The organism is Tsukamurella tyrosinosolvens, assembly GCF_900104775.1.
Lineage (GTDB): Bacteria > Actinomycetota > Actinomycetes > Mycobacteriales > Mycobacteriaceae > Tsukamurella > Tsukamurella tyrosinosolvens.
The window spans coordinates 917,475-939,661 of record NZ_FNSA01000003.1; the positions used below are offsets into that span (position 1 = coordinate 917,475).

25 protein-coding genes are annotated in these 22,187 nt (G+C 71.7%); 16 read left to right on the top strand and 9 right to left on the bottom strand.

The annotated features are described in order from the left end of the window. Positions 1 to 148: 148 nt before the first annotated feature. Together sucC and sucD are read left to right on the top strand one after the other, a co-directional pair. On the top strand, positions 149 to 1,312 hold the full coding sequence (gene sucC / locus BLW32_RS05920) for an ADP-forming succinate--CoA ligase subunit beta (RefSeq protein ID WP_068740953.1): 1,164 nt from the start codon (positions 149 to 151) through the stop codon (positions 1,310 to 1,312). 16 nt (positions 1,313 to 1,328) lie between these two features. Beyond that, entirely contained in the window at positions 1,329 to 2,231 is a 903-nt protein-coding gene (gene sucD, locus BLW32_RS05925; RefSeq protein ID WP_068524209.1) for a succinate--CoA ligase subunit alpha, read from the top strand. An 83-nt stretch (positions 2,232 to 2,314) separates the two neighbouring features. Here the strand turns inward: sucD and BLW32_RS05930 are convergent, their stop codons facing one another. Beyond that, positions 2,315 to 3,529: an MFS transporter gene (locus BLW32_RS05930; protein WP_068740954.1), complete on the bottom strand. Its 1,215-nt coding sequence runs from the start codon at positions 3,527 to 3,529 to the stop codon at positions 2,315 to 2,317. Between the two features lie 76 nt (positions 3,530 to 3,605). Between BLW32_RS05930 and BLW32_RS05935 the strand changes: the two genes are divergently transcribed. The 6 genes from BLW32_RS05935 (at position 3,606) to BLW32_RS05960 (ending at position 10,350) form a co-directional block, all read left to right on the top strand. Then, positions 3,606 to 4,472, top strand: coding sequence for a LysR family transcriptional regulator (locus BLW32_RS05935; RefSeq protein WP_068740955.1), 867 nt, complete (start codon positions 3,606 to 3,608; stop codon positions 4,470 to 4,472). A gap of 88 nt (positions 4,473 to 4,560) precedes the next feature. Beyond that, positions 4,561 to 5,685: a DUF5336 domain-containing protein gene (locus BLW32_RS05940; RefSeq protein WP_068740956.1), complete on the top strand. Its 1,125-nt coding sequence runs from the start codon at positions 4,561 to 4,563 to the stop codon at positions 5,683 to 5,685. 58 nt (positions 5,686 to 5,743) lie between these two features. Beyond that, positions 5,744 to 7,192: a cell division protein PerM gene (locus tag BLW32_RS05945; RefSeq protein ID WP_139286091.1), complete on the top strand. Its 1,449-nt coding sequence runs from the start codon at positions 5,744 to 5,746 to the stop codon at positions 7,190 to 7,192. A gap of 44 nt (positions 7,193 to 7,236) precedes the next feature. Beyond that, positions 7,237 to 7,887 carry a phosphoribosylglycinamide formyltransferase gene (purN, locus tag BLW32_RS05950; protein ID WP_068740958.1) on the top strand — a complete coding sequence of 217 codons (651 nt, stop codon included), beginning with the start codon at positions 7,237 to 7,239 and terminating at the stop codon, positions 7,885 to 7,887. Beyond that, on the top strand, positions 7,884 to 9,431 hold the full coding sequence (gene purH, locus BLW32_RS05955; RefSeq protein WP_068524216.1) for a bifunctional phosphoribosylaminoimidazolecarboxamide formyltransferase/IMP cyclohydrolase: 1,548 nt from the start codon (positions 7,884 to 7,886) through the stop codon (positions 9,429 to 9,431). Before purN ends, purH begins: the two co-directional genes overlap by 4 nt. Positions 9,432 to 9,585: 154 nt before the next feature. Beyond that, entirely contained in the window at positions 9,586 to 10,350 is a 765-nt protein-coding gene (locus BLW32_RS05960; protein WP_225535941.1) for a class II aldolase/adducin family protein, read from the top strand. Positions 10,351 to 10,510: 160 nt separating this feature from the next. Here BLW32_RS05960 and BLW32_RS05965 read toward each other — a convergent pair whose 3' ends face one another. Beyond that, entirely contained in the window at positions 10,511 to 10,861 is a 351-nt protein-coding gene (locus tag BLW32_RS05965; RefSeq protein WP_068740959.1) for an ArsR/SmtB family transcription factor, read from the bottom strand. 16 nt (positions 10,862 to 10,877) lie between these two features. On the opposite strand from BLW32_RS05965, the gene BLW32_RS05970 reads away from it, so the two are divergent. The 4 genes from BLW32_RS05970 to BLW32_RS05985 all read left to right on the top strand — a co-directional run bounded on the left by BLW32_RS05970 (position 10,878) and on the right by BLW32_RS05985 (position 15,708). Continuing rightward, positions 10,878 to 11,345, top strand: coding sequence for an SRPBCC domain-containing protein (locus tag BLW32_RS05970; protein WP_068740960.1), 468 nt, complete (start codon positions 10,878 to 10,880; stop codon positions 11,343 to 11,345). 42 nt (positions 11,346 to 11,387) lie between these two features. Beyond that, positions 11,388 to 12,248, top strand: coding sequence for an SCO6745 family protein (locus tag BLW32_RS05975; protein ID WP_068740961.1), 861 nt, complete (start codon positions 11,388 to 11,390; stop codon positions 12,246 to 12,248). Between the two features lie 75 nt (positions 12,249 to 12,323). Continuing rightward, positions 12,324 to 13,736: a sigma 54-interacting transcriptional regulator gene (locus BLW32_RS05980; protein ID WP_231857332.1), complete on the top strand. Its 1,413-nt coding sequence runs from the start codon at positions 12,324 to 12,326 to the stop codon at positions 13,734 to 13,736. Continuing rightward, positions 13,729 to 15,708: a vWA domain-containing protein gene (locus tag BLW32_RS05985; protein ID WP_068740962.1), complete on the top strand. Its 1,980-nt coding sequence runs from the start codon at positions 13,729 to 13,731 to the stop codon at positions 15,706 to 15,708. Before BLW32_RS05980 ends, BLW32_RS05985 begins: the two co-directional genes overlap by 8 nt. Here the strand turns inward: BLW32_RS05985 and BLW32_RS05990 are convergent, their stop codons facing one another. From BLW32_RS05990 to rpmB, 7 genes are all read right to left on the bottom strand, one after another. Further along, complete coding sequence (locus tag BLW32_RS05990) at positions 15,709 to 16,311, bottom strand: DUF1707 SHOCT-like domain-containing protein (RefSeq protein ID WP_068524221.1); 603 nt, start codon at positions 16,309 to 16,311, stop codon at positions 15,709 to 15,711. It lies immediately after the preceding gene. Positions 16,312 to 16,467: 156 nt separating this feature from the next. Beyond that, entirely contained in the window at positions 16,468 to 17,448 is a 981-nt protein-coding gene (locus BLW32_RS28460; RefSeq protein ID WP_068740963.1) for a hypothetical protein, read from the bottom strand. Positions 17,449 to 17,586: 138 nt separating this feature from the next. Next, a complete protein-coding gene (locus tag BLW32_RS06005; protein WP_068740964.1) occupies positions 17,587 to 18,525 on the bottom strand; it encodes an AEC family transporter in 939 nt (312 codons plus the stop codon). Positions 18,526 to 18,664: 139 nt separating this feature from the next. Further along, entirely contained in the window at positions 18,665 to 18,895 is a 231-nt protein-coding gene (rpsR, locus tag BLW32_RS06010) for a 30S ribosomal protein S18 (RefSeq protein WP_068524224.1), read from the bottom strand. Continuing rightward, positions 18,895 to 19,200 carry a 30S ribosomal protein S14 gene (rpsN, locus tag BLW32_RS06015; protein WP_068740965.1) on the bottom strand — a complete coding sequence of 102 codons (306 nt, stop codon included), beginning with the start codon at positions 19,198 to 19,200 and terminating at the stop codon, positions 18,895 to 18,897. The genes rpsR and rpsN overlap by 1 nt, the downstream gene beginning before the upstream one ends. Next, complete coding sequence (rpmG, locus tag BLW32_RS06020; protein ID WP_013127877.1) at positions 19,200 to 19,364, bottom strand: 50S ribosomal protein L33; 165 nt, start codon at positions 19,362 to 19,364, stop codon at positions 19,200 to 19,202. The genes rpsN and rpmG overlap by 1 nt, the downstream gene beginning before the upstream one ends. Then, positions 19,365 to 19,601, bottom strand: coding sequence for a 50S ribosomal protein L28 (gene rpmB, locus BLW32_RS06025; protein WP_068524227.1), 237 nt, complete (start codon positions 19,599 to 19,601; stop codon positions 19,365 to 19,367). A gap of 46 nt (positions 19,602 to 19,647) precedes the next feature. Between rpmB and mrf the strand changes: the two genes are divergently transcribed. The 4 genes from mrf (at position 19,648) to BLW32_RS06045 (ending at position 22,112) form a co-directional block, all read left to right on the top strand. Continuing rightward, a complete protein-coding gene (gene mrf / locus BLW32_RS06030; RefSeq protein ID WP_068740966.1) occupies positions 19,648 to 20,877 on the top strand; it encodes a ribosome hibernation factor-recruiting GTPase MRF in 1,230 nt (409 codons plus the stop codon). Next, positions 20,874 to 21,137, top strand: a complete 264-nt coding sequence (locus tag BLW32_RS06035) for a type B 50S ribosomal protein L31 (RefSeq protein WP_068524229.1) — start codon at positions 20,874 to 20,876, stop codon at positions 21,135 to 21,137. The genes mrf and BLW32_RS06035 overlap by 4 nt, the downstream gene beginning before the upstream one ends. 74 nt (positions 21,138 to 21,211) lie before the next feature. Then, positions 21,212 to 21,385 carry a 50S ribosomal protein L32 gene (gene rpmF, locus BLW32_RS06040; RefSeq protein ID WP_013127873.1) on the top strand — a complete coding sequence of 58 codons (174 nt, stop codon included), beginning with the start codon at positions 21,212 to 21,214 and terminating at the stop codon, positions 21,383 to 21,385. Positions 21,386 to 21,455: 70 nt separating this feature from the next. Further along, positions 21,456 to 22,112, top strand: a complete 657-nt coding sequence (locus tag BLW32_RS06045; RefSeq protein WP_068524230.1) for a trimeric intracellular cation channel family protein — start codon at positions 21,456 to 21,458, stop codon at positions 22,110 to 22,112. The last annotated feature ends 75 nt before the right edge of the window (positions 22,113 to 22,187 follow it).

The following is a 22,187-nucleotide window of genomic DNA, read 5'->3' on the forward strand; positions in this document are numbered from 1 at the left end:
GTAGGTTGCCGGGACTGATAACCGCAGGTCAAGTGAGATACGTCATTGAACAAGGGTCGGCGCCCGGGCGGATTCGCGGAGGCATAGAGTCGACCCCGGACCCGTGAAGAATGCGGGTGGACCGAGTAACCAGACAGATGGTGAGCTGATGGATCTCTTCGAATACCAAGCGAAGGAACTGTTCGTCAAGCACGGCGTGCCTACCTCGGCCGGCCGCGTGACGGACAATGTCGCCGACGCCCGCGCGATCGCCGAGGAAATCGGCAAGCCGGTGATGGTCAAGGCGCAGGTCAAGGTGGGTGGCCGCGGCAAGGCCGGCGGCGTGAAGTACTCCGCCGACGCCGATGCGGCGCAGGCCAACGCCGAGGCCATCCTGGGCCTGGACATCAAGGGTCACGTCGTCAAGAAGCTGCTCGTGGCCGAGGCGAGCGACATCGCCGAGGAGTACTACATCTCCTTCCTGCTCGACCGCGCGAACCGCACCTACCTGGCCATGTGCTCGGTCGAGGGCGGCGTGGAGATCGAGGTCACCGCCGAGGAGAACCCGGACGCGCTGGCGAAGATCGCCGTGGACGCGACCAAGGGCGTCGACCTCGCCGCCGCCCGCGCGATCGCCGAGGCCGGCAAGCTGCCCGCCGAGGTGCTCGACGCCGCGGCCGTGACCATCCAGAAGCTGTGGGAGGTCTTCGTCGCCGAGGACGCCACCCTGGTCGAGGTCAACCCGCTCGTCCGCACCCCGGACGACCAGATCCTCGCGCTGGACGGCAAGGTCTCGCTCGACGAGAACGCCGACTTCCGCCACCCCGATCACGCGGCCTTCGCCGACGCCGGCTCCACCGACCCGCTCGAGCTCAAGGCCAAGGAGAACGACCTCAACTACGTCAAGCTCGACGGTCAGGTCGGCGTCATCGGTAACGGTGCGGGCCTGGTCATGTCGACCCTCGACGTGGTCGCCTACGCCGGTGAGAACCACGGCGGCGTCAAGCCCGCCAACTTCCTCGACATCGGCGGCGGCGCCTCGGCCGAGGTCATGGCCGCCGGCCTCGACGTCATCCTCGGCGACGAGCAGGTCAAGAGCGTGTTCGTCAACGTCTTCGGCGGCATCACCGCGTGCGACGCGGTCGCCAACGGCATCGTCGGCGCCCTGAACACGCTGGGCGACACGGCCTCCAAGCCGCTCGTCGTGCGTCTCGACGGCAACAAGGTCGAGGAGGGCCGGGCGATCCTGGCCGCTGCGAACCACCCGCTGGTGACCCTCGCGCAGACCATGGACGAAGGCGCCGACAAGGCCGCCGAGCTGGCGAACAAGTAAGGGAGACAACAGAAAAATGGCTATCTTCCTGACCAAGGACAACAAGGTCATCGTCCAGGGCATCACCGGCGGCGAGGGCACCAAGCACACCGCGCTGATGCTCAAGGCCGGGACGAACGTCGTGGGCGGCGTGAACGCGCGCAAGGCGGGCACCACCGTCAAGCACGTCGACAAGGACGGCAACGACATCGAGCTCCCCGTCTTCGGCTCCGTCGCCGAGGCCATGGAGAAGACCGGCGCCGACACGTCGATCGCCTTCGTGCCGCCGGCGTTCTCCAAGGACGCCATCGTCGAGGCCATCGACGCCGAGATCCCGCTCCTGGTGGTCATCACCGAGGGCATCCCCGTGCAGGACTCGGCGTACGCCTGGGCCTACAACGTGGAGAAGGGCCAGAAGACCCGCATCATCGGCCCGAACTGCCCCGGCATCATCACCCCGGGCGAGGCCCTCGTCGGCATCACCCCGGCCAACATCACCGGCACCGGCCCCGTCGGCCTCGTGTCGAAGTCGGGCACGCTGACCTACCAGATGATGTACGAGCTGCGCGATTTCGGCTTCTCGACCGCCATCGGCATCGGCGGCGACCCGGTCATCGGCACCACGCACATCGACGCCATCGAGGCCTTCGAGAAGGACCCCGAGACCAAGGTCATCGTCATGATCGGCGAGATCGGCGGCGACGCCGAGGAGCGCGCCGCGGCGTACATCCAGGCCAACGTCACCAAGCCCGTCGTGGGCTACGTGGCCGGCTTCACCGCTCCCGAGGGCAAGACCATGGGCCACGCCGGCGCCATCGTCTCCGGCTCCTCTGGCACGGCCGCCGCGAAGAAGGAGGCCCTCGAGGCCGCCGGCGTCAAGGTGGGCAAGACCCCGTCCGAGACCGCCGCTCTCGCTCGCGAGATCCTGCAGTCGCTGTAACCGCAGCGCATTCGGTCCACGACCCCGTCTCCCGTCAGGGAGGCGGGGTCGTCCCGTTTCTCGGGCCCGACGGTGCCCGGGGCCTAGGCCGACGGTGCGCGCTCGACGCCCCGGAACACCAGGTACAGCACGAGGGCCGCGGCGGCGAGGCCCGCGCCCAGTAGGCACGCGCCGGTCCAGCCCGCGAGCGGCCACAGCGCGGCCGTCGCCGCGGACCCCAGTGTGCCGCCGAGGAAGAACGTGCCCATGAAGACCGCGTTGATGCGTCCGCGCGCCTCCGGCCGGAGCGAGTAGATCACCGCCTGCGACGAATTGAGCACCGCCTGCTGGCCGATGCCGAGCACCACGAGGCCGACGATCAGTGCGGGAAGGCCGACGGGACCGTCCGCGAGGAGCATCGCCGTCCACGCGATCGGCTGAGCGATCAACCCCCCGAGGGTGAGGAGCGGACCGTGCCCGCGGTCGACGATCCGGCCGATCGTCGGGCCCGAGAGGGCGCCCACGGCGCCGAGTAGTCCGATGGTGCCGATCGCCGTCGGGGTCCAGCCGAAGCGCGGGCCCGCGAGGAGGAAGGTGACCGCGGCGCCCTGGACGACGAACGAGGCGAGCGTGAGGGCCGCGAGCACGGACCGCAGGCGCAGCGCCGGGAACTCGCGGATCAGCGCGACCATCGAGACGAGCAGGCCGCGGTACCTCTCGGCGGTGAGCCCGGGGCGCCCCGGATCGTGCCGTGGCATGGTGCGCGCCAGGCCGGCCGCGGCGAGGACGAGCGCGCCCGCCAGCACGAAGTACGGAGTCCGCCAGCCGAACGCGTCGGTCAGGACACCGGAGAGGAACCGGCTCAGCAGGCCGCCCAGGATCACGCCGCTCATGACGACGCCGACCGCGTGGGCCTGCTCCCGGGGGCCCGCCAGCTCGGCAGCGTAGGGCACGATCACCTGCGCGCCGACGGCGGTGATCGCGGCGAGCGCGGAGGCGGCGAGGAGCACCGACCCCGACGGTGCCGCGCCCGCGACGACGAGCGCCGCGGCGGTGAGTGCGAGCAGCGTGAGCGCGAGCGGGCGGCGGCGCACGACGTCGGACACCGGCACCAGGAAGACGAGCCCGGCGGCGTAGCCCGCCTGCGCCACCGTCACGAGGAGGCCCGCGGTGGTGTCGGACATCCCGAAGTGGTCCCGCAGCAGGTCCAGGATCGGGTACGCGACGTACAGGCTCGCCGCCGACAGTCCGGTGGCGACCGCCATGAGGCGGAGGAGTCCGCTGCCGGCTGTCGTGGGGCGGGGTGACGTGGTGGTCATGTCTCTACTGTCGTCGCCCGCGCATCATGCGTCCAACGTATGATTTCGATCGAATGATCTGTCAGGGAGATGGTCGATGGAGCTGCAGCAGCTGCGGTACGTGATCGCGGTGTCCGAGACGCTGAACTTCACGCGCGCCGCCGAGCGCTGCCACGTCGTGCAGTCCGCGCTCAGCCACCGCGTCGCGGCGCTGGAGAAGGAGCTCGGTGCGCGGCTGTTCGACCGCACCAACCGGTCCGTCCGGCTCACGAGGGCGGGGGAGGCCTTCCTGCCGCAGGCCCGCGCCGCGCTCGCCGCCACCGAACGCGCCGCCGACGAGGTGGCCGCCACGCTCGGCGGCGTCCGCGGCACCGTCACCGTCGGGATGATCCCCACCTTCACCGCCTTCGACGTGGTCGACGTCCTGCGCACGTACCGCGCCGCTTACCCCGACGCGACCGTCCGGCTGCGGAGCGGCGCCAGCGAGACCCTCATCGAGGACGTGCGTACCGGCACCGTCGACCTGGCTCTTCTCGGCGTCCCGGACGGCTTCTCCACCGCCGGCGTCGTCGCCCGGCGGCTCGCCGTCGACCACCTCGTCCTCGTCGTGCCCGAGGCCGAGCGGGTCGACGGTCCCCTCACCCTCGCCGCGACCGCCGACCGCCCGTTCGCCGACTACCCCGCGGGCGGCGCCGGCCGCGCGGAATCCGACCAGGCCTTCGAGCGCGCCGGCGTGCGGCGCACCGTCGCCTTCGAGGTGGACCGGTCCGAGACCATGCTCGAGTTGATCGCCGCGGGGCTGTGCGTCGGGACGGCCGCGCGGGAGACGGTGCCCGACGGTGCCGGGCTCGCCGTCGTGCCGCTCGTCGACGGCCCCACCCGCTCCCAGCTGCTGGTGCACTCGAAGCTGCTGAGCCCGGCGGCGCGCGCCTTGCTCACCGTCGTGGACCAGCACACTCGATGAGCTGAATCCCGTTGACGTCGGAGTCCGTGTATAGGGTGGTGGCGTACTGGCTCCGTGCGGAGCCGCGTCGACCTTCGGGGAGAAGAACATGACCTACTCAGGTGGAGGGTACGGGCAGCAGCCGGGCCAGGGGGGCTACGGGCAGCCGGATTACTCGCAGCAGGGCTACGGCCAGCAAGGATTCGGTCAGCCGGGCCAGCAGGGCTACGGCCAGCCGGCGCAGCAGCCCGCCCAGCAGGGCGGCTACGGTCAGCAGCCCGCGCAGCAGGGCTACGGCCAGCAGCCCGATTATTCGCAGCAGGGCTACGGCCAGCAGGGGTACGGGCAGGGCTACCCGCAGCAGCAGGGCTACGGCCAGCAGTACGGCGGCTTCCCGCAGGCCCCGGCCGCGCCGTCGAAGCCGCTGGACCTTGCGCTGGTGCTGTCCATCGCCACCGCCGCGCTGGGTGTCATCACCTTCCTCCTCGGCTTCCTGACGTTCGCCGAGCGCGAGATCGGCCTCGGCTCGACCACGATCAGCGTCAACGGCTTCGAGCACAGCGCGCTGATCGGTCTCACCCTGGCGCTCGTCGCTGGCATCTCGGCGGGGCTGAGTCTCATCGCCCGCGGCAACACCGGCCGCACGCCGGCCGCGGCGCTGGCGCTCGGTGCCTTCGTTTCGCTGCTCTTCGGCCTCTTCACCTGGACCGATCTCGCTTACGGATTCTGGATCGCCTTCGCGTTCTCCCTGTTCACCGCGGCCGCCGCGGTGGTGCTGGTGCTCGTTGACGCGGGCATCGTGAAGAACCCGGCCGCCGCGGAGACCGCGACGGCTGACGCCGCCGCGACCCCCGCCGCGACCGCTGCTCCGGCCACCGACGCGCCGTCGGCCCCGTCGAACCCGGCCGTCCCGACCGCGGCCCCGGTTCAGCAGGAGCAGCAGGCCCCGCAGGCGCAGGGCCAGTCGCAGTGGCCCTCCTACGGCGGCTACCAGGCGCCGGCCTCGTCGGGCTACCAGGCTCCCGCCTCGACCCCGTCGACCCCCGCGGCCCCGGCCACGACGGGCTTCCCGTCGAGCGCACCGTCCAACCCGGGCGCCTCGGCCTCCGGCGACGAGGTGACCACCGCCTTCGGCCAGGCCTCCACCGCCAGCACGCAGGCGTTCGGCAGCCCGTCGACGCCGCAGTACGGCTCGCACTCGTCCGAGGACGAGAACAAGCCGCAGGGTCAGTAGTCCCCGCCAGCGGCGCGCCTGAGCCACCATCGGCCACTGCGATGTCACAGTGGTGAAGATGATCGACTCAGCGCGCGCCGCCGGGCCGGGCCCGAGCGAGACCCGGCCGCTGTTCGTGATGGCCTTCGGGCCGTCGCTCGTGACCCTCGCGTCCACCCTGCTGGTGGGCGTGGTGGTCCTGCTCACCACGTCGACGGGGCTCGGGGCCATCGCCCCGACCGTCGCCGGACTGTGGCTGGCCGTGCACCAGGTGCCGGTCACCATCAGCGACATCACCCTCGGGGTGCTGCCCCTGATCCCCACGATCGCGCTGGTCGCGGGCGTCGCCCGGGCCGCGCGCCGCGCCGGCGGCGAGGGCCGCCCGCTCGCGGACCTGCGCTCCGTGCTGCTGTGCGCGATCGCCGGACCCGCTCTCTTCACCGCCATCGCGCTGGCCGTCGTCAACGACGCCGCGGGGCGGTTCACGATCGGCACACCGCCGCCGCTCACCGCCTTCGTCGCGACCGTCGCGGTGCACCTCGGCGCCGCTCTGATCGGCCTCGCACCCGCCTACTGGCGCGACGTCGCGCGCTTCCTCCACGTCCCCACATGGGTCGACGACTGCGCCCGCCTCGCCGGCCGCGCGCTGCTCACCTTCGGCGCCGTGGGGCTGGCCATCGTCGTGGTCCGCCTCGTGATCCGCTGGGAGACCGTGTTCGAGCTCGTCCGCTCCGGCAACGACGGCGTCGGCATGGTCTCGCTGGTCCTGCTCTCGCTGCTGTACCTGCCCAACGCGGTCATCAGCGCCGCCGCGCTGCCGCTCGGCGCGACCGTGGACCTCGGCCCGATCTCGATGAGCGTCTTCTCCGCCGTCCCCGGCCGCGCGCCCGGCATCCCGATCCTCGCGGTGCTGCCCCAGGGCCCGTCGCCCTGGTACCTGCTGCCCCTGCTCGCCGTGCCCGCCTTCGTGGCGGTCCGGGTGGGCCGACGGTGCGCCGCCCGCTCCCTCGACCTCGGGCCGACGGTGACCGCCGTCGCCGCGACCGCGGCGCTCTCGGCGGCCGGGTTCGCCGTGGCCGCGTTCCTCGCCGGCGGCGAACTCGGCGGCTTCGGCTACGCCGGTGCCGACCTGCTGCAGGTCTTCGGCTTCACCCTCGGCTGGATCGGCCTCGTCGGCGTGCTGGCGGCGCTGGTACTGCAGCAGGCGGGCGAGTCCCGCGCCGTGCGCGCCGCGCGCCGCGCCGAGGAGGAGGCACCGTCGGGCTACACCACCTACGCCGACGAGGCGGACGTGATCGACGACGGCGTGACCGTGGAGATCGAGCCCGCGGAGCGCGACGAGCACGACGACGACCGGCCCGAATCCGACGACGACGCGGCCGACACCGGCGACTTCGACGCCCTCGCCGACCAGCCCACCGAGGAGGTGCGGCCGGTCTCCCGGCAGCCCGTCGGGCCCGCCGCCACGAAGCGCGAGCGCGACATAGCAGACATCGAGGAACTCGACAGCTACACCTTCGGGCAGTAGTACCCGGGCGCGGCGCTAGGCTGTTGCCGAATCGTCCCTCTGCGATGGAGTGCATCCTGACCACGCCCAGCCCCACGGTCGTGCCGCCGTGCGCGCCCGCCCGGATCGTCGTGCTGGCGTCCGGCACCGGTTCGCTGCTCGAGGCGTTGCTCGCCGCGGCGGCGGCACCCGGGTACCCCGGATCCGTGGTCGGCGTCGTCGCGGACCGGTCGTGCCGCGCCCTGGAGATCGCCGCGGCCGCCGGCATCGAGTCGGCCGAGGTGCCCGTGCGCGCCTACGACGACCGGGCCGCATGGGACGAGGCGCTGACCGCCGCCGTCGGCGAGCTGGAGCCGCACCTGGTGGTCGCGGCCGGCTTCATGAAGATCCTCGGCCCCGCCTTCCTCGCCGCGTTCGGAGGCCGCGTCATCAACGCGCACCCCGCGCTGCTGCCCGCCTTCCCGGGCGCCCACGCCGTTCCCGCCGCCCTCGAGCACGGAGTCAAGCTCACCGGCTCCACCGTGCATCTCGTCGACGCGGGGCTCGACACCGGACCGATCCTCGCGCAGGAGGCGGTCGCGGTGCAGCCGGGGGACACAGAGGAGACCCTGCACGAACGGATCAAGGTCGTTGAGCGCCGGCTTCTGACAGAGGTCGTCGCCGCAGTCGCCCGCCAGGGCTACAGCACGGATGGACGAAAGGTCACCATTCCATGAGCAGCAACATCCCGATCAAGCGCGCGCTCATCAGCGTGTACGACAAGTCGGGCCTGGTGGAGCTGGCCACCGGCCTGGCCCAGGCGGGCGTCGAGATCGTCTCGACCGGCTCGACCGCGCGCACCATCGCCGACGCCGGCGTCGCCGTGACCCGCGTCGAGGACGTCACCGGGTTCCCCGAGTGCCTCGACGGCCGCGTGAAGACCCTGCACCCGAAGATCCACGCCGGCATCCTCGCCGACACCCGCCTGCCCGAGCACGTCGAGCAGCTGCGCGAGCTGGACGTGAAGAAGTTCGAGCTGGTCGTGGTGAACCTCTACCCGTTCACCGACACCGTCGCCTCCGGCGCCTCGGAGGACGAGTGCATCGAGCAGATCGACATCGGCGGACCGTCGATGGTGCGCGCCGCCGCCAAGAACCACCCGTCGGTGGCGGTCGTGGTGTCGCCCGACGACTACGGCTCCGTGATCGACAGCGCGCGCCTCGGCTTCTCGCTGGAGCAGCGCAAGGCGTTCGCCGCGAAGGCCTTCCGGCACACCGCCGACTACGACGTGGCCGTCGCCTCGTACATGACGAGCGTCGTGGCGCCCGAACCCGACCAGAAGTTCCCGTCGTGGATGGGCGGCACCTGGACCCGCGAGGCCGTGCTCCGCTACGGCGAGAACCCGCACCAGGGTGCGGCGCTCTACGTGGGCGGCGCGAAGTCCGGGCTGGCGCAGGCGCAGCAGCTGCACGGCAAGGAGATGAGCTACAACAACTACACCGACGGTGACGCCGCCTGGCGCGCCGCGTACGACTTCAACGAGCCGGCCGTCGCGATCATCAAGCACGCCAACCCGTGCGGCATCGCGATCGGCAAGGACGTCGCGCAGGCGCACCGCAAGGCGCACGCGTGCGACCCCGTCTCCGCCTACGGCGGCGTGATCGCCGCCAACCGCGAGGTCAGCCTGGAGATGGCCGAGCAGGTCTCGGAGATCTTCACCGAGGTCATCATCGCGCCCGCGTACGCCGACGGTGCGGTCGCGGTACTGCAGCGCAAGAAGAACATCCGCGTCCTGCTCGCGGAGCCGCCGGTGCTGAGCACCGAGATCAAGCAGATCACGGGCGGCCTGCTGGTGCAGCAGTCCGACGCGATCGACGCCGCGGGCGATGCGTCGGAGGAGTGGACGCTGGCCGCGGGCGAGCCCGCCGACGAGGCCACCCTCGCCGACCTCGAATTCGCCTGGCGCGCCTGCCGCGCCGTGAAGTCGAACGCGATCCTGCTGGCGTCGCGCGGTGCTTCCGTGGGCGTGGGCATGGGGCAGGTCAACCGCGTCGATTCGGCGCAGCTCGCCGTGACCCGCGCGGGCGACCGGGTGCTGGGCTCGGTCGCCGCGTCCGACGCCTTCTTCCCGTTCCCCGACGGTCCGCAGATCCTCATCGACGCGGGCGTGAAGGCCATCGTGCAGCCGGGTGGCTCCATCCGCGACAAGGAGGTCATCGAGGCGGCCGCCGAGGCCGGCGTGACGATGTACTTCACCGGGACGCGCCACTTCTTCCACTGATCCGCGCGTAGCGAACGCCTCCGGGGTGAATCATGACCCCGGGGGCGTTCGCCGTTTCCGCTCCCTCGGCGCGCGCCGCGCCGGACCGCCGGAGGAGATGTCGATGCAGGTGCCCGCCGAATACCTACCGCTGCTCGAGGCCGCCGTCGGGCCGATGCCCGAGAACGCCGAGTTGCCGCTGCCGCCCATGGGGTTGTCGGTGGCGGAGGAGCGCGAGCAGCGCAAGCGCGACCTCGCCGTGGCCTTCCGCGTCTTCGGGCGATTGGGCTTCTCCGAGGGCGTCGCCGGGCACATCACCGCCCGCGACCCCGAGGATCCGGGGCTGTTCTGGGTGAACCCGTTCGGCATGAGCTTCAACCAGATCCGCGTCTCCGACCTGATCTGCGTGGATCACAACGGTGTCGTCGTGCACGGGCGGCGGCCGGTGAACCGGGCCGCGTTCGTCATCCACGCGCAGGTGCACGACGCGCGGCCCGACGCCGTGGCCGCGGCGCACGCGCACTCGGTGCACGGCAAGGCGTTCTCGTCGCTGGGCATCCCGCTGGCGCCGCTCACGCAGGACGCCTGCGCCTTCTACGAGGACCACGGCATCTACGACGACTACGCGGGCGTGGTCAACGAGACCGTCGAGGGCAAGCGGGTCGCGGCGGCGATCGGCGACTACAAGGCCGCGATCCTCAAGAATCACGGGCTCATCACCGTCGGCGGCTCGGTGTCGTCCGCGGCCTGGTGGTTCGTGACGATGGAGCGCTCCTGCCAGGCCCAGCTGCTCGCCATGGCCGCCGGGACGCCGCACGAGATCGATCCCGCGACCGCGCGGCTCACCCACTCGCAGGTCGGCGGCGACATCGCCGGCTGGTTCCAGTTCCGCCCGCTGTGGGAGCAGACGGTCGCCTCCTCTCCGGACGTCTTCGACTAGGCCGACGCGGCGTGGGGGAGGTCGACGCCGCGTGGGGGAGGGTTCGTCCCCCATGAAACGAGCGGCTTCCGGTGGGGGAGGGAACGTGGCGCGCGCCCCGTCGACGCCGCGTGGGGGACGACGTCTCCCTGTGCGGCCGCCACCCCCCCAGCCAGCCGGTTCAGTCGCGGGTGAGGTCGTCGAGGAGGGACACCGCCGCGCGGGCGTACTCGCCGATCCAGCGGTCGTGGATGCGCTTGATGGGGACGGGCGCCAGCGTGAGGTGACGCTCGCGCCCTACCTTCCGGCCGATCACGAGTTCCGCGCGTTCGAGGACGCGCAGGTGCTGCAGCACCGTGGTGCGATCCAGGTCGGGGAACTGCGCGCACAGGTCGCCGGTGGTGCGGGGTGACTCCTTGAGCACGTCCAGCATGCGGCGGCGCGTGGCGTTGGCGAGCGCCTTGAACACGGCGTCGTCCGCGTCCTCGTCGCCGGCGGGTTCCGCGGAGCCCTTGCGATCGCTCGTAGACATGTTGTAGTTTTATCACATGTCCGAACTCAACGAACTCTCCTTCACCGTCTCCGGCTACGTGGCGCGTCCCACCGCACAGGTCTACGAGGCCGTCGCCGACCCGGAGCAGCTGTCCAAGTACTTCACCACCGGCGGCGCCCGCGGCCGGCTGGAGCCGAACGCCGAGGTCACCTGGGACTTCGCCGACTTCCCCGGCGCCTTCCCCGTGCAGGTGCTCGAGGCGGACCCGCACTCGAAGATCGTGATCCGCTGGGAGGCCGAGGACGCCGTCGCCGGCGACGGCCACACCACCACGACCTTCGAGTTCGCCCCGATCGACGGCGACACCCGCACGCTCGTCACCATCACCGAGTCGGCGTGGACCGCCACCGAGGCCGGCGCCAAGGGCGCCTTCGGCAACTGCATGGGCTGGACCGGCATGCTCGCCGCCATGAAGGCCTGGGTCGAGCACGGCATCAACCTGCGCGAGGGCTTCTACAAGTAGCCCACCGTCGACATCCGGCGCGCGCCCTGACAGGGTGAGGGCATGTCGGAGACAGCCGCCCTCGCCCGTCGCGCCTACGAGACCGTCGAGCCCTTCCACGTCGTCGCCTACTTCAACCCCGGCATCCGGGAGGCGTGCAGCGATCTCGGGATCGACCAGCACGCGTTCTACGTCGGCGCCCGCGCGGCACCGATGGGTGAGGCCAACGCCGCGGTGGTCACCGCGGCGTTCTACAACTTCTCGCCCACCGTCATCGAGAACGGCTGGTCGCAGGCGCTGCAGGCGGGGCTCGCCGAGATCGACGACCGCCGCTACGCGATGCTCGCCGAGCAGTACGGCACGATCCTCGCCGGCATCGACCCCGCCGAGATCGAGGCGCTCGCTCAGGGATTCGGCACCGTCGTCGACGGGCTGCCGTTGGCCGGCCGGGCGCTGGCCTCCGCGTGGGCCGCGTCGCCCGTCCCCGATGCGCCCGCCCTCGCGCTCTGGCACCACGTCTCCGTCCTGCGCGAATGGCGCGGCGACAACCACCTCGCAGAGCTCATCGGGCACGGCCTCACGGGCCTCGAGGCCGGCGTCTTCCACGAGGCCGACCTCCCCGACCCGGCGGTCCGCCGCCGCGTCATGGGCCGCCGGTTCTTCCGCATCACCCGCGGCTGGAGCGAGGAGCAGTGGGGCGAGGCCGTCGCCCGGCTCACCGCGCGCGGCCTCGTCGAGGGCGAGCCGGAGGCGCACCGTCTGACCCCGGAGGGCATGGCCCTGTACGACGAGATCGAGGCGGGCACGGACGCCGTCAGCGGCGCCGCGTTCACGGACGCCGCGGAGGGGCTCATCGAGCGGATGCGGCCGGTCAGCAAGGCCGTGATCGACGCGGGCGTCCTCCCCGGGTCCAAGAAGGCCTAGCTGCTTCGTATTCCCGGTTTCGCTGCGGGCGTACTCGCTAGGGCGGGGGCGGCGGATCGGCGTAGCGTTGTCTCCGTGAGCACTGCACGCGCTGATGTACGCACCGATCTGCCCGCCGAGCTCCCGGCCACGCTCGGCGAACTCAAGGCCTCCGGCCACGTCTACCGCGGGATCAAGGACGAGCTCCGCAACAACCTGCTCGCCGCGCTGCGCGCCGACACCGACCCGTGGGACGGCATCCAGGGCTTCGACGACACCGTCATCCCGCAGCTCGAACGCGCCCTCCTCGCCGGCCACGACGTGGTCCTGCTCGGCGAGCGCGGCCAGGGCAAGACGCGCCTGATCCGCACCATCGTCGGCCTGCTCGACGAGTGGACCCCCGTGATCGACGGTGCCGAGCTCGGCGAGCACCCGTACCACCCGATCACCCCCGCCTCGATCCGCCGCGCGCAGGAGCTGGGCGACGACCTGCCCGTCGCGTGGAAGCACCGCGACGAGCGCTACTCGGAGAAGCTGGCGACGCCGGACACCTCCGTCGGCGACCTGGTCGGCGACGTGGACCCCGTCAAGGTGGCGCAGGGCCGCAGCCTGGGCGATCCCGAGACCATCCACTTCGGCCTCATCCCGCGGGCGCACCGCGGCATCGTCGCGGTCAACGAGCTGCCCGACCTGGCCGAACGCATCCAGGTCGCGATGCTCAACGTGATGGAGGAGCGCGACATCCAGGTGCGCGGTTACACGCTGCGCCTCCCGCTCGACGTGCTGCTCCTCGCGTCGGCCAACCCCGAGGACTACACCAACCGCGGCCGCATCATCACGCCGCTCAAGGACCGCTTCGGCGCCGAGATCCGCACGCACTACCCGCTCGACCTCGAGGACGAGGTCGCGGTCATCGAGCAGGAGGCCGACGTCGTCGCGTCCGTGCCGCAGTACCTCACCGAGGTGCTGGCCCGCTTCACCCGCGAGCTGCGCGAGTCGCCCGCCGTCGACCAGCGGTCCGGCGTCTCCGCCCGGTTCGCCATCGCGGCGCAGGAGACCATCGCCGCGGCGGCGCTGCACCGCGCGGCCGTGGGCGGCGAGGACCTGCCCGTCGCGCGCCCCGTCGACCTGATGACGGTGCCCGACGTGCTGCGCGGCAAGGTCGAGTTCGAGGCGGGCGAGGAAGGCCGCGAGATCGCGACGCTCGTGCACCTGCTGCGCCGCGCGACCGCCGAGACGATCAGCGAGTACCTGCTGGGCGTCGACCTGGGGCCGCTCGTGGAGGCCATCGAGGCGGGCGGGCCGATCGTCACGGGCGACGACGTGACCGCCGCCGAGCTGCTGGAGAACCTCCCCGAGGTGCCCGTGCTCGCCGAGGTCTACCGCCGGCTCGAGGCCGAGTCGCCGGGGGAGCGGGCCGCGGCCGCAGAGTTCGCGCTCGAGGGCCTGTACCTGGCCCGGCGGATCGGCAAGGAGTCCGACGACGAGGGGCAGACCGTCTATGGCTAGAGGCTCGCGGGAGGGACGGCGGGGGCATCTGGCCCGGTACCGCCGCTACACCGGCGGGCCCGATCCGCTGGCCCCGCCGGTGGACCTGCGGGACGCGCTCGACGAGATCGGCCGCGACGTGATGAGCGGCGTCTCCCCGCGCCGCGCGCTGCAGGAGTACCTGCGTCGCGGCGGCGAGAACCGGCGGGGCCTGGACAAGCTCGCGGAGCTGGCGAATCGCCGGCGACAGGAGTTGTTGCAGCGCAACAATCTCGGCAAGACCTTCGAGGACGTGCAGAAGCTGCTCGACGAGGCCGTGCTCGCGGAGCGCAAGGAGCTCGCGCGGGCGCTGGACGACGACGCCCGGTTCCAGGAGATGCGGATCTCGAACCTGCCGCCGTCGGCGGCGCAGGCCGTGCGCGAGCTGGGCGACTACGCGTGGCGCTCGCCCGAGGCCGCGCAGAAGTACGAGGAGATCCGGGACCTGCTCGGCCGCGAGCTCCTCGACCAGCAGTTCGCGGGGATCAAGCAGGCCCTCGAGGGCGCGACCGACGAGGACCGCGCGGCGATCCAGAAGATGCTCGACGACCTGAACACCCTGCTGGACAAGCACAACGCCGGCGAGGCCACCCAGGACGATTTCGACGCCTTCATGGCCGAGCACGGCGCCTACTTCCCCGAGAACCCGCGGAACATCGACGAGCTCATCGACGCCCTGGCCCAGCGGTCCGCCGCCGCCCAGCGGCTCTACAACAGCCTCACCCCCGAGCAGCGCGCGGAACTGGAGGAGCTGTCGCAGGCGGCCTTCGGCTCGCCGCAGCTCTCCCAGGCGCTGAGCGACCTGACCGGCAAGCTCATGGACGCCCGCCCCGGCGAGGACTGGTACGGCAGCCAGGAGTTCGAGGGCGATTCCGGGATGGGGTTGGGGGATGCGACGCAGGCCATGCAGGACATCGCCGACCTGGAGTCCCTCGCGGAGCAACTGAGCCAGCAGCACAACGGTGCCGCGCTCGACGACATCGACCTCGAGGCGCTGCAGCGGCAGCTCGGCGACGAGGCCGTCGCCGACGCCCGGACGCTCGCCGAGCTGGAGAAGGCGCTCAAGGACCAGGGCTACTTCTCCCGCGATCCCGACGGCGCGCTGCGCCTGTCGCCCAAGGCGATCCGGCAGCTGGGCCAGTCGATCCTGCGGGACGTCGCGGACCGTCTGACCTCTCGCGGGGGCGAGCGGAACACCGCGCGGGCCGGCGCCACCGGCGAGGCCACGGGCGCGAGCCGCGAGTGGAGGTTCGGCGACACCGAGCCCTGGGACGCCACCCGCACCGTGCTCAACGGCGTGCTCCGCCAGGCGGCCTCCGGCGAGTCGGGCCCGGTGGCGCTGGACGCGAAGGACATCGAGGTCACCGAGACCGAGGCGCGCAGCCGCGCGGCCGTCGCGCTCCTCGTGGACACCAGCTTCTCCATGGTCATGGAAGGCCGCTGGCTGCCCATGAAGCGGACGGCTCTGGCTCTGCACCAGTTGATCTCGACCCGCTTCCGCGGGGACGACCTGGCGCTCATCGGCTTCGGGCGGTACGCGCGCACGCTCGGCGTCGGCGAGCTGACCGGCTTGGACGGCGTCTACGAGCAGGGCACCAACCTGCACCACGCACTCGCCTTGGCGCAGCAGCACTTCCGCGCGCACCCGAACGCGCAGCCGGTGCTGCTCGTGGTCACCGACGGCGAGCCGACCGCCCACCTCGAGCGGAACGGCGAGCCCTTCTTCGACTATCCGCCGCACCCGCGGACGATCGCGATGACGGTGCGCGGACTCGATGCCGTTGCCGCGCAGGGCGCGCAGATCACCGTCTTCCAGCTCGGCGACGACCCGGGCCTCACCCGGTTCCTCACCGCGGTCGTGCGGCGCGTGGGCGGGCGGCTGGTCTCGCCGGACCTCGACGGGCTCGGCGCGGCCGTGGTCAGCGACTACCTGGGCAGCCGCAAGCGTCGGTGACTACTTGATCTCCACGTCCACGCCGCCCCAGAAGGCGAAGCCCTTCACCACGATCCGCGGACCGGTGGGATCGCCCGTCTGCGGATTCTTGTGCTCGAAGGCGCCCATCACGCCCACGCCCTCGACGTGGACGTTGGCGCCGCGCGGCAGGATGATCTTCACCCCGCCCATCACGGCGTAGGCGTTCAGTGTCACGTCGCCGACGAGGAACGTCGCCTCACGCAGATCCAGCGAGACGCCGCCCCAGAACGCGATCGCGGTGTGCTCCGGGCCCACGGCGACCGGCCCGCGCACCTTGGTCTCCGACATCACGGCCCACTTGGTCTCGCCCATGCGCGGAACGCCCGCCGGGGCGGTCGACGGTGCGCGGTACGCCGGGGCCGCCGTCGCCGGCAGGTTCTGCACGGCGGGCAGGTCCTCGACGAGGCGGTCCAGGTCGGCGAACGTGCGCGCTGCCACCGCCTGGTGCGAGCGGTCCTCGTACTCGGGGAGGGTGATCTGGCCGAGGCCGAGCGCCTCGGAGAGCATCTCCACGACGCGGTTGCGGTCGAGATCGGAGGCTCGCAGGACGTCGCGGCGCAGGGGTTCCAACTCGTCGGACATGCCCCCGACTCTAGGCGAATCGGCCGTCCCTTCGCCTCCGAAAAGGTCGGAGCTCCCCAGCAGGGCTGCGTTTTCGTCCCGGAACGCCGACGTCCCCAGGTCCGGAGACCTGGGGACGTCGTGCTCCTGCGGGGGAGCGGGGTGTTCGGTGCTGCGTCAGAGCAGGCGGCCCACCACGGGGAGGCGCTTGAGCAGCAGGGCGATGCCCGAGGGCTGGCCCTTCTTCGGAGCCGCCTTCTCGTCGGCCTTCGCCACGGTCTTCGACGGTGCCTTCGCGTCCGCCTTCGCCTTCGGCGCGGCCTTCGCGTCCGCCTTGGCGGTGGGCTTCTTCGCGTCGATCGAGGCGGGCGCCTTGCTCTTCGAAGCGGCGTCCTTCTGTGCGGCGATGGGCGTGATCTTCGCCTCCGACGCCTTGACCGGCGCCTTCTTCGCGGCGGCCGGCTTCGCAGCGGGCTTGGTCGCGGCCGGCTTCGCGGCGGCGGGCTTCGAGGCGGTGCTCTTCGCAGCCGTGGCCTTCTTCGCCGCGGCGGGCTTGGCGGCGGACTTCGCCGGAGCCTTCTTCGCGGGGGTCTTCGTGGCCGGAGCGGCCTTCTTCGCGGCCGGCGTGGTCTTCGCGGCAGGCTTCTTGGCCGGGGCCTTGGCGGCGGCCGGCTTCTCAGCAGCGGGCTTGGCGGCGGGCTTCTCCGCAGCGGCCTTCTCGGCGGGCGCGGCCTTGGCGGCACCGTCGAGGCCCAGAACGGCCCAGGCGTCCTCCCACGCCGCGACGGCGTCGGCGGTCACGGCGAGGTTGGTGTTGGCAGTCAGCGTCTTGCCGGCGTTCTTGCCCTCCCACGCGGCGGCGAGCTTGGCCACGTGCGCGGCGTAATCGGCGGCCGGGGCGAGCGCGATCGGCGCACCGTCGGACAGGTCCACAAGGGCCCACGCGGTGACGGGGGCCTTCGCGACGGCCTCGCTCTTGCGGGCCTGCCACGCATCGCCGGTGGTGGCCTTGACGCGGAGCGTCTCGGTGCGGCCGTCGGTTGCGGTCACGGTGACGAGGGTCGTGCTGCCCTTCGTGGTCACCTCTGCCTTGCCCCCGCGGGCCTCAACGGCAGAGACGAACAGGTCGACGGCGCGCTGTGCGGCGGTCTGAGCCATGGGGTCTCTCCTGGGTTCGGTTCGTAGTGCGCCGTTCAGCGCCCTACTCGTGAGTTCATTAACCCACGAGTAGTTTCGTCAACCCAAGCCGAAACGGGCGTCACAGGCGTAATGTGACCGGGTCGTACGTCACATTGATCAGGTGAGAAGGACCGCGATCAGCATGATCGCCGGAATCGACAGGGCCGTTGTGATAAGCCCGGAATCCCTCGCGAGGACCACGCCCCGGTTGTATCGCAGGCCGTAGACCAGCACGTTCTGCGCCGTCGGGAGGGCGGCGGTCACCGTCTGCGCGAGGAGCGCGTGGCCCGACTGGCCGAACAGGAAGCGCGCCATCGCCCACGCCAGTACGGGCATTGCGATCATCTTGAGCACGGTCGCCAGGGCGATGTCCCGGCGGGGCGCCTCGCCCTTCTGCATCACCCGCACGCCGCCGAGGGAGAGGCCGAAGACGATCAGAGCCATCGGCACGGAGGCGTCGCCGAGCAGTTTCACCGGGCTCATCAGCCAGTCCGGCGGGTGCCACCGGGTCAGCGAGATCGCGAGCCCGATCAGCGCGCCCACGACGATGGGGTTCAGCAGCGGGGTCGCGACCGTGCGCCACAGCGGCTGCTTCGGACCGGTGCGCTCGCGGGACTCCGCGAGGTCGAGGGCGGTCAACGCGATCGTCGAGAAGACGAGGATCTGGAAGAGCAACAGCGGCGCCACGTACGAGGTGTCGTGGAGCACGAAGACCGCGATCGGAATGCCCAGGTTCGACGAGTTCACGTAGCTCGAGGCGAGTGCGCCGATGGTGGCGTCGCCCATCGTCCGCCGCCAGAAGACGCGGGCGATCAGGTAGTACACCGCCGCGATGGTCAGTGCCGATCCCGCGCTCACCCACAGTCGGGAGCTGAACAGCACCGTCAGATCGGTGGTGGCCAGCGCGTGCAGGAGCAGGGCGGGGGTGAGCAGGTAGAACACCAGCAGCGACAGCTGCTTCTCCGGCTGCTCGCCCAGCACTCCGAGCCTGCCGAGCAACCACCCCGCCGCGATGATGATCGCGATCACGGCGAAGCCGGCCAGCACGGAAGTCACGTGCCAGAAGGTTACGCGACCGAAGTATTTCGTCGCCGGGCGGTGACTGCGGCGCGGCTGCGCTCACGATGTGGGGTTCTGCGGGGGTGCGCGTGTTCCAGTGCACGTCGAGGCCCGCAGAACCCCACATCGTGAGGCGCTACCGCTTCGTGGAGTAGGGGAGCAGCGCCATCTCGCGGGCGTTCTTCACCGCCGCCGCCAGCTTCTTCTGATCCTGCGGCGACAACCGGGTCATCGCGCGGGAGCGCAGCTTGCCGCGGTCGTTGAGGAAAGTGCGCAGGTAGGTGACGTTCTTGTAGTCGAGGGCGCCCTCGGGCACGCGGACGAGGCCGCGTCGCGCGGGCGGAGTGCGCAGGGATCGACGTGCCATCACCAGCTCGACTTCCGGACGCCGGGCAGCTGACCGTCGTGCGCCATCTGCCGCACCCGCACGCGCGACAGCCCGAACTTGCGCAGGTGCCCGCGCGGGCGGCCGTCGGCGGAGTCGCGATTGCGGACGCGGGTGGCCGAACCGTCGCGCGGCAACTTCGCCAGCGCGCGCACGGCGGCCGCGCGGTCGTCCGGGTCGGTCGACGGGTGCGCGATGACCCGCTTGAGCTCGGCGCGACGCTCGGCGTGCCGCGCCACCAGGGCCTTGCGCCGCTCGTTGGCGGCGATCTTCGCCTTCGTGGCCATCAGCGCTCCTCCCGGAAATCGACGTGCTGCCGGACCACGGGGTCGTACTTGCGCAGCACCATGCGGTCCGGGTCGTTGCGGCGGTTCTTCCTGGTCACGTACGTGTACCCGGTGCCGGCGGTGGACTTGAGCTTGATGATGGGTCGGATTTCGTTGCGGGCCATTTACAGCTTCTCCCCTCGGGACAGGATGTCGGCGACCACGGCGTCGATGCCGCGGCGATCGATGGTCTTGATGCCCTTGGTGGACACCCGGAGCACGACGGTGCGGCCGAGCGAGGGCACGTAGTAGCGGCGGCGCTGGATGTTCGGGTTCCAGCGGCGGTTCGTGCGCACGTGGCTGTGCGAGACCCGCTTGCCGAAGCCGGGCGCCCGACCCGTCACCTGGCAGTGTGCGGACATGCTTCTCCTTCTTGCGAATGATTGTCGATAAGGTAACGTACTGGAAATGGGAATCATTTCCAAGAGAACCCCGGTCCTGCTGCTGACCGGCTTCGGCGGGCAGGAGCGCGCGCTCGAGCTGGCCGAACCCGGCACCGTCGTCGTGCACCACGACCTGTCCGGCCTCCGCGAAGGTCTGGTCGTGCGGTCGGAGGCGACCGTCCGGCCCGACGGGACCGCGGAGGAGCGCGTCGCCCTGCTCGAACTCGCGCACGGCTGCGTCTCGTGCACCCTGCGCGAGGACCTGCTGCCGCTGCTGCGCACGCTGCACCGCCGGGCGAGCGTCCGCCGCATCGTCGTGCGGCTCGACCCGATCCTCGAGGCCGACGCGGTGCGCCACGCCATCGAGCACGTCGTCGTGGAGATGGTCGGCGCGGTGCCCGGCCCCGCCGCGCGCGATGTCGAGGTGACCGGCACGATCGGCTTCGTCGACGGCGCGACCTGGCTCGACGACGCCCTCGGCGAGGAGGACCTCGGTGAGCGCTTCCCCGTCCCGGACGACGACGAGCGCACCGTCGCCCAGCTGGCCGTCGGGCACGCGCAGGGCGCCGACCTGCTGGTCGTGACCGGCGACAGCCCCGACCCCGCCCGACTGCGCGCGGTGCTGCGGCGCCTCGCGCCCGGCGCCCCGATCGCCCGCGAGCGTGTGCCGCTCGACGGCCTGCTCCCGCGACTGGGGGCGCCGCGGCCGCCCATCGAGCCCTTCGGCCCGCTGCTCCCCGGGTGCCCGCCGCTCGACGCCGACGGCGACGTCCGGCTCATCGAGTTCAGCGCCCGCCGCCCACTGCATCCCGCGCGCTTCCACGAGGCGATCGACGTGCTGCTCGACGGTGTCGTCCACGCTCGCGGGCGGCTCTGGCTCGCCACGACCCCCGACGAGGCCTTCTGGCTGGAGTCGGCCGGCGCGGGGCTGCGCGTCGGCGCTGCCGGCCGGTGGCTCGCCGCGGGCGGCGACGGCTCGCCCGAGCGGTGGGCGATGGCGTCGGCCGCCTGGGACGAGACGCACGGGGACCGTCGGACCGACCTGGTGGTGCTCGCCGCCGGGGCCGACCCCGCCCGCATCGCCGAGACCCTGCGGTGGGCCGAGCTGACCCCCGCGGAACTGGCCGCCGGGCCGGGGGAGTGGGCGGGCTGGCACGACCCGTTCGGCGCGATGCACGCCGACCCGTGCGAGGACCTGGCCGCGCCCGCATCCGCGAACGCGGCCGACACCGAGATCGATGAGGAGATGTCATGAAGCAGGGAATCCACCCGGAGTACCGCCCGGTCGCGTTCCAGGACGCGTCCACCGGGAAGCTGTTCGTCACCCGCAGCACGGCGACGTCGGAGCGGACCGTCGACGTGGACGGGGTGTCCTATCCGCTGATCGTCGTGGACGTGACCAGCGATTCGCACCCGCTGTGGACGGGGAAGCAGCGCGTCATGGACACGGCCGGGCGCGTGCAGAAGTTCCAGGAGAAGTACGCGCGTTTTGGCGGGCGGGCCGCGGGGCGGTAGACTTCAATGCTTGTGACGTTGGTAGCCCTCGGGCTCGCGTCGAAGACTTGTTCCGAGGACCGTTAGGAAGAATCATGGCTGTACCGAAGCGCCGTATGTCGCGGGCGAACACGCATGCTCGCCGCTCGCAGTGGAAGGCGAACAACCCCGAGCTGCAGGCCGTGCAGGTCGGCGGCCGCACCCACCTGGTTCCGCGTCGCCTCGTGCGCGCCGCGAAGCTGGGCCTGGTCGATCTCGACCGCCGCTAACTGATCTTTCCCCCAAGAGCGGGTCGGCCTGGTGCCGGCCCGCTCTTGAGGTGTATCCGAGGGGGCACGCGTGCTGCTGGCGGTGTTGAACTACGCGGGGATCGCGGTCTTCGCCGCCTCCGGCGCGCTGATCGGCGTCCGCAAGCGGCTCGACCTGTTCGGCGTGTGGACCCTCGCCGCGCTCACCGGCGTGGGCGGCGGCGTCGCGCGCGACGTGCTGCTGGGCATCCACCCGCCCGCCTCCTTCCAGGGCTGGGAGAACATCACCACCGCGTCGATCGCGGCGGCCTTCGTCTTCGTGTTCCACCCGCAGTTCGGGCGGCTCAAGAACTCGGTGCTCGTGCTCGACGCGATCGGCATGGGCGTCTTCTCCGCCACCGGTGCACTCACCGCGCTGCACCACGACGCCTCGCCGTTCGCCGCCGCGCTCATCGGCATCACCACCGCCCTCGGCGGCGGCGTGCTGCGCGACATCCTGGTCAACGAGGTGCCGCTGCTCATCCAGGAGCGCGACCTCTACGCCATCCCCGCCCTCACCGGTGCGGGCGCGACGGTGCTCGCCGCCTCGTGGGGCGCCACCGATTCCCGCGCGCTGCTCGTCGGCGCCGTGCTGGCCTCCGGTTTCCGCCTGCTGGCGCTGTGGCAGGGCTGGCGCGTGCCCGTCGCGCCCGAGGACGTCGCCGGACGGTTCTTCACCGCCTGCAGGCGGGGCTTCCGCCGCCGCTGAACCGGTTGTTCGCTCAGGGCCGAGCGCCGACAAGGACCCCTTAAGCCAATTCACACCCGACTTCGGTAAGACTGT

Coding starts and splice junctions, on each gene's coding strand:
- BLW32_RS05965 (WP_068740959.1), bottom strand. CDS start 10,861: ATGTCTACGAGCGATCGCAAGGGCTCCGCGGAACCCGCCGGCGACGAG.
- rpsN (WP_068740965.1), bottom strand. CDS start 19,200: ATGGCCACGAAGGCGAAGATCGCCGCCAACGAGCGGCGCAAGGCCCTG.
- sucD (WP_068524209.1), top strand. CDS start 1,329: ATGGCTATCTTCCTGACCAAGGACAACAAGGTCATCGTCCAGGGCATC.
- BLW32_RS05985 (WP_068740962.1), top strand. CDS start 13,729: ATGGCTAGAGGCTCGCGGGAGGGACGGCGGGGGCATCTGGCCCGGTAC.
- BLW32_RS05990 (WP_068524221.1), bottom strand. CDS start 16,311: ATGTCCGACGAGTTGGAACCCCTGCGCCGCGACGTCCTGCGAGCCTCC.
- purH (WP_068524216.1), top strand. CDS start 7,884: ATGAGCAGCAACATCCCGATCAAGCGCGCGCTCATCAGCGTGTACGAC.
- rpmB (WP_068524227.1), bottom strand. CDS start 19,601: ATGTCCGCACACTGCCAGGTGACGGGTCGGGCGCCCGGCTTCGGCAAG.
- BLW32_RS05970 (WP_068740960.1), top strand. CDS start 10,878: ATGTCCGAACTCAACGAACTCTCCTTCACCGTCTCCGGCTACGTGGCG.
- BLW32_RS28460 (WP_068740963.1), bottom strand. CDS start 17,448: ATGGCTCAGACCGCCGCACAGCGCGCCGTCGACCTGTTCGTCTCTGCC.
- BLW32_RS05975 (WP_068740961.1), top strand. CDS start 11,388: ATGTCGGAGACAGCCGCCCTCGCCCGTCGCGCCTACGAGACCGTCGAG.
- BLW32_RS05940 (WP_068740956.1), top strand. CDS start 4,561: ATGACCTACTCAGGTGGAGGGTACGGGCAGCAGCCGGGCCAGGGGGGC.
- BLW32_RS06035 (WP_068524229.1), top strand. CDS start 20,874: ATGAAGCAGGGAATCCACCCGGAGTACCGCCCGGTCGCGTTCCAGGAC.
- rpmF (WP_013127873.1), top strand. CDS start 21,212: ATGGCTGTACCGAAGCGCCGTATGTCGCGGGCGAACACGCATGCTCGC.
- BLW32_RS05930 (WP_068740954.1), bottom strand. CDS start 3,529: ATGACCACCACGTCACCCCGCCCCACGACAGCCGGCAGCGGACTCCTC.
- rpmG (WP_013127877.1), bottom strand. CDS start 19,364: ATGGCCCGCAACGAAATCCGACCCATCATCAAGCTCAAGTCCACCGCC.
- sucC (WP_068740953.1), top strand. CDS start 149: ATGGATCTCTTCGAATACCAAGCGAAGGAACTGTTCGTCAAGCACGGC.
- BLW32_RS05935 (WP_068740955.1), top strand. CDS start 3,606: ATGGAGCTGCAGCAGCTGCGGTACGTGATCGCGGTGTCCGAGACGCTG.
- BLW32_RS05945 (WP_139286091.1), top strand. CDS start 5,744: ATGATCGACTCAGCGCGCGCCGCCGGGCCGGGCCCGAGCGAGACCCGG.
- mrf (WP_068740966.1), top strand. CDS start 19,648: ATGGGAATCATTTCCAAGAGAACCCCGGTCCTGCTGCTGACCGGCTTC.
- rpsR (WP_068524224.1), bottom strand. CDS start 18,895: ATGGCACGTCGATCCCTGCGCACTCCGCCCGCGCGACGCGGCCTCGTC.
- purN (WP_068740958.1), top strand. CDS start 7,237: ATGGAGTGCATCCTGACCACGCCCAGCCCCACGGTCGTGCCGCCGTGC.
- BLW32_RS05960 (WP_225535941.1), top strand. CDS start 9,586: ATGCCCGAGAACGCCGAGTTGCCGCTGCCGCCCATGGGGTTGTCGGTG.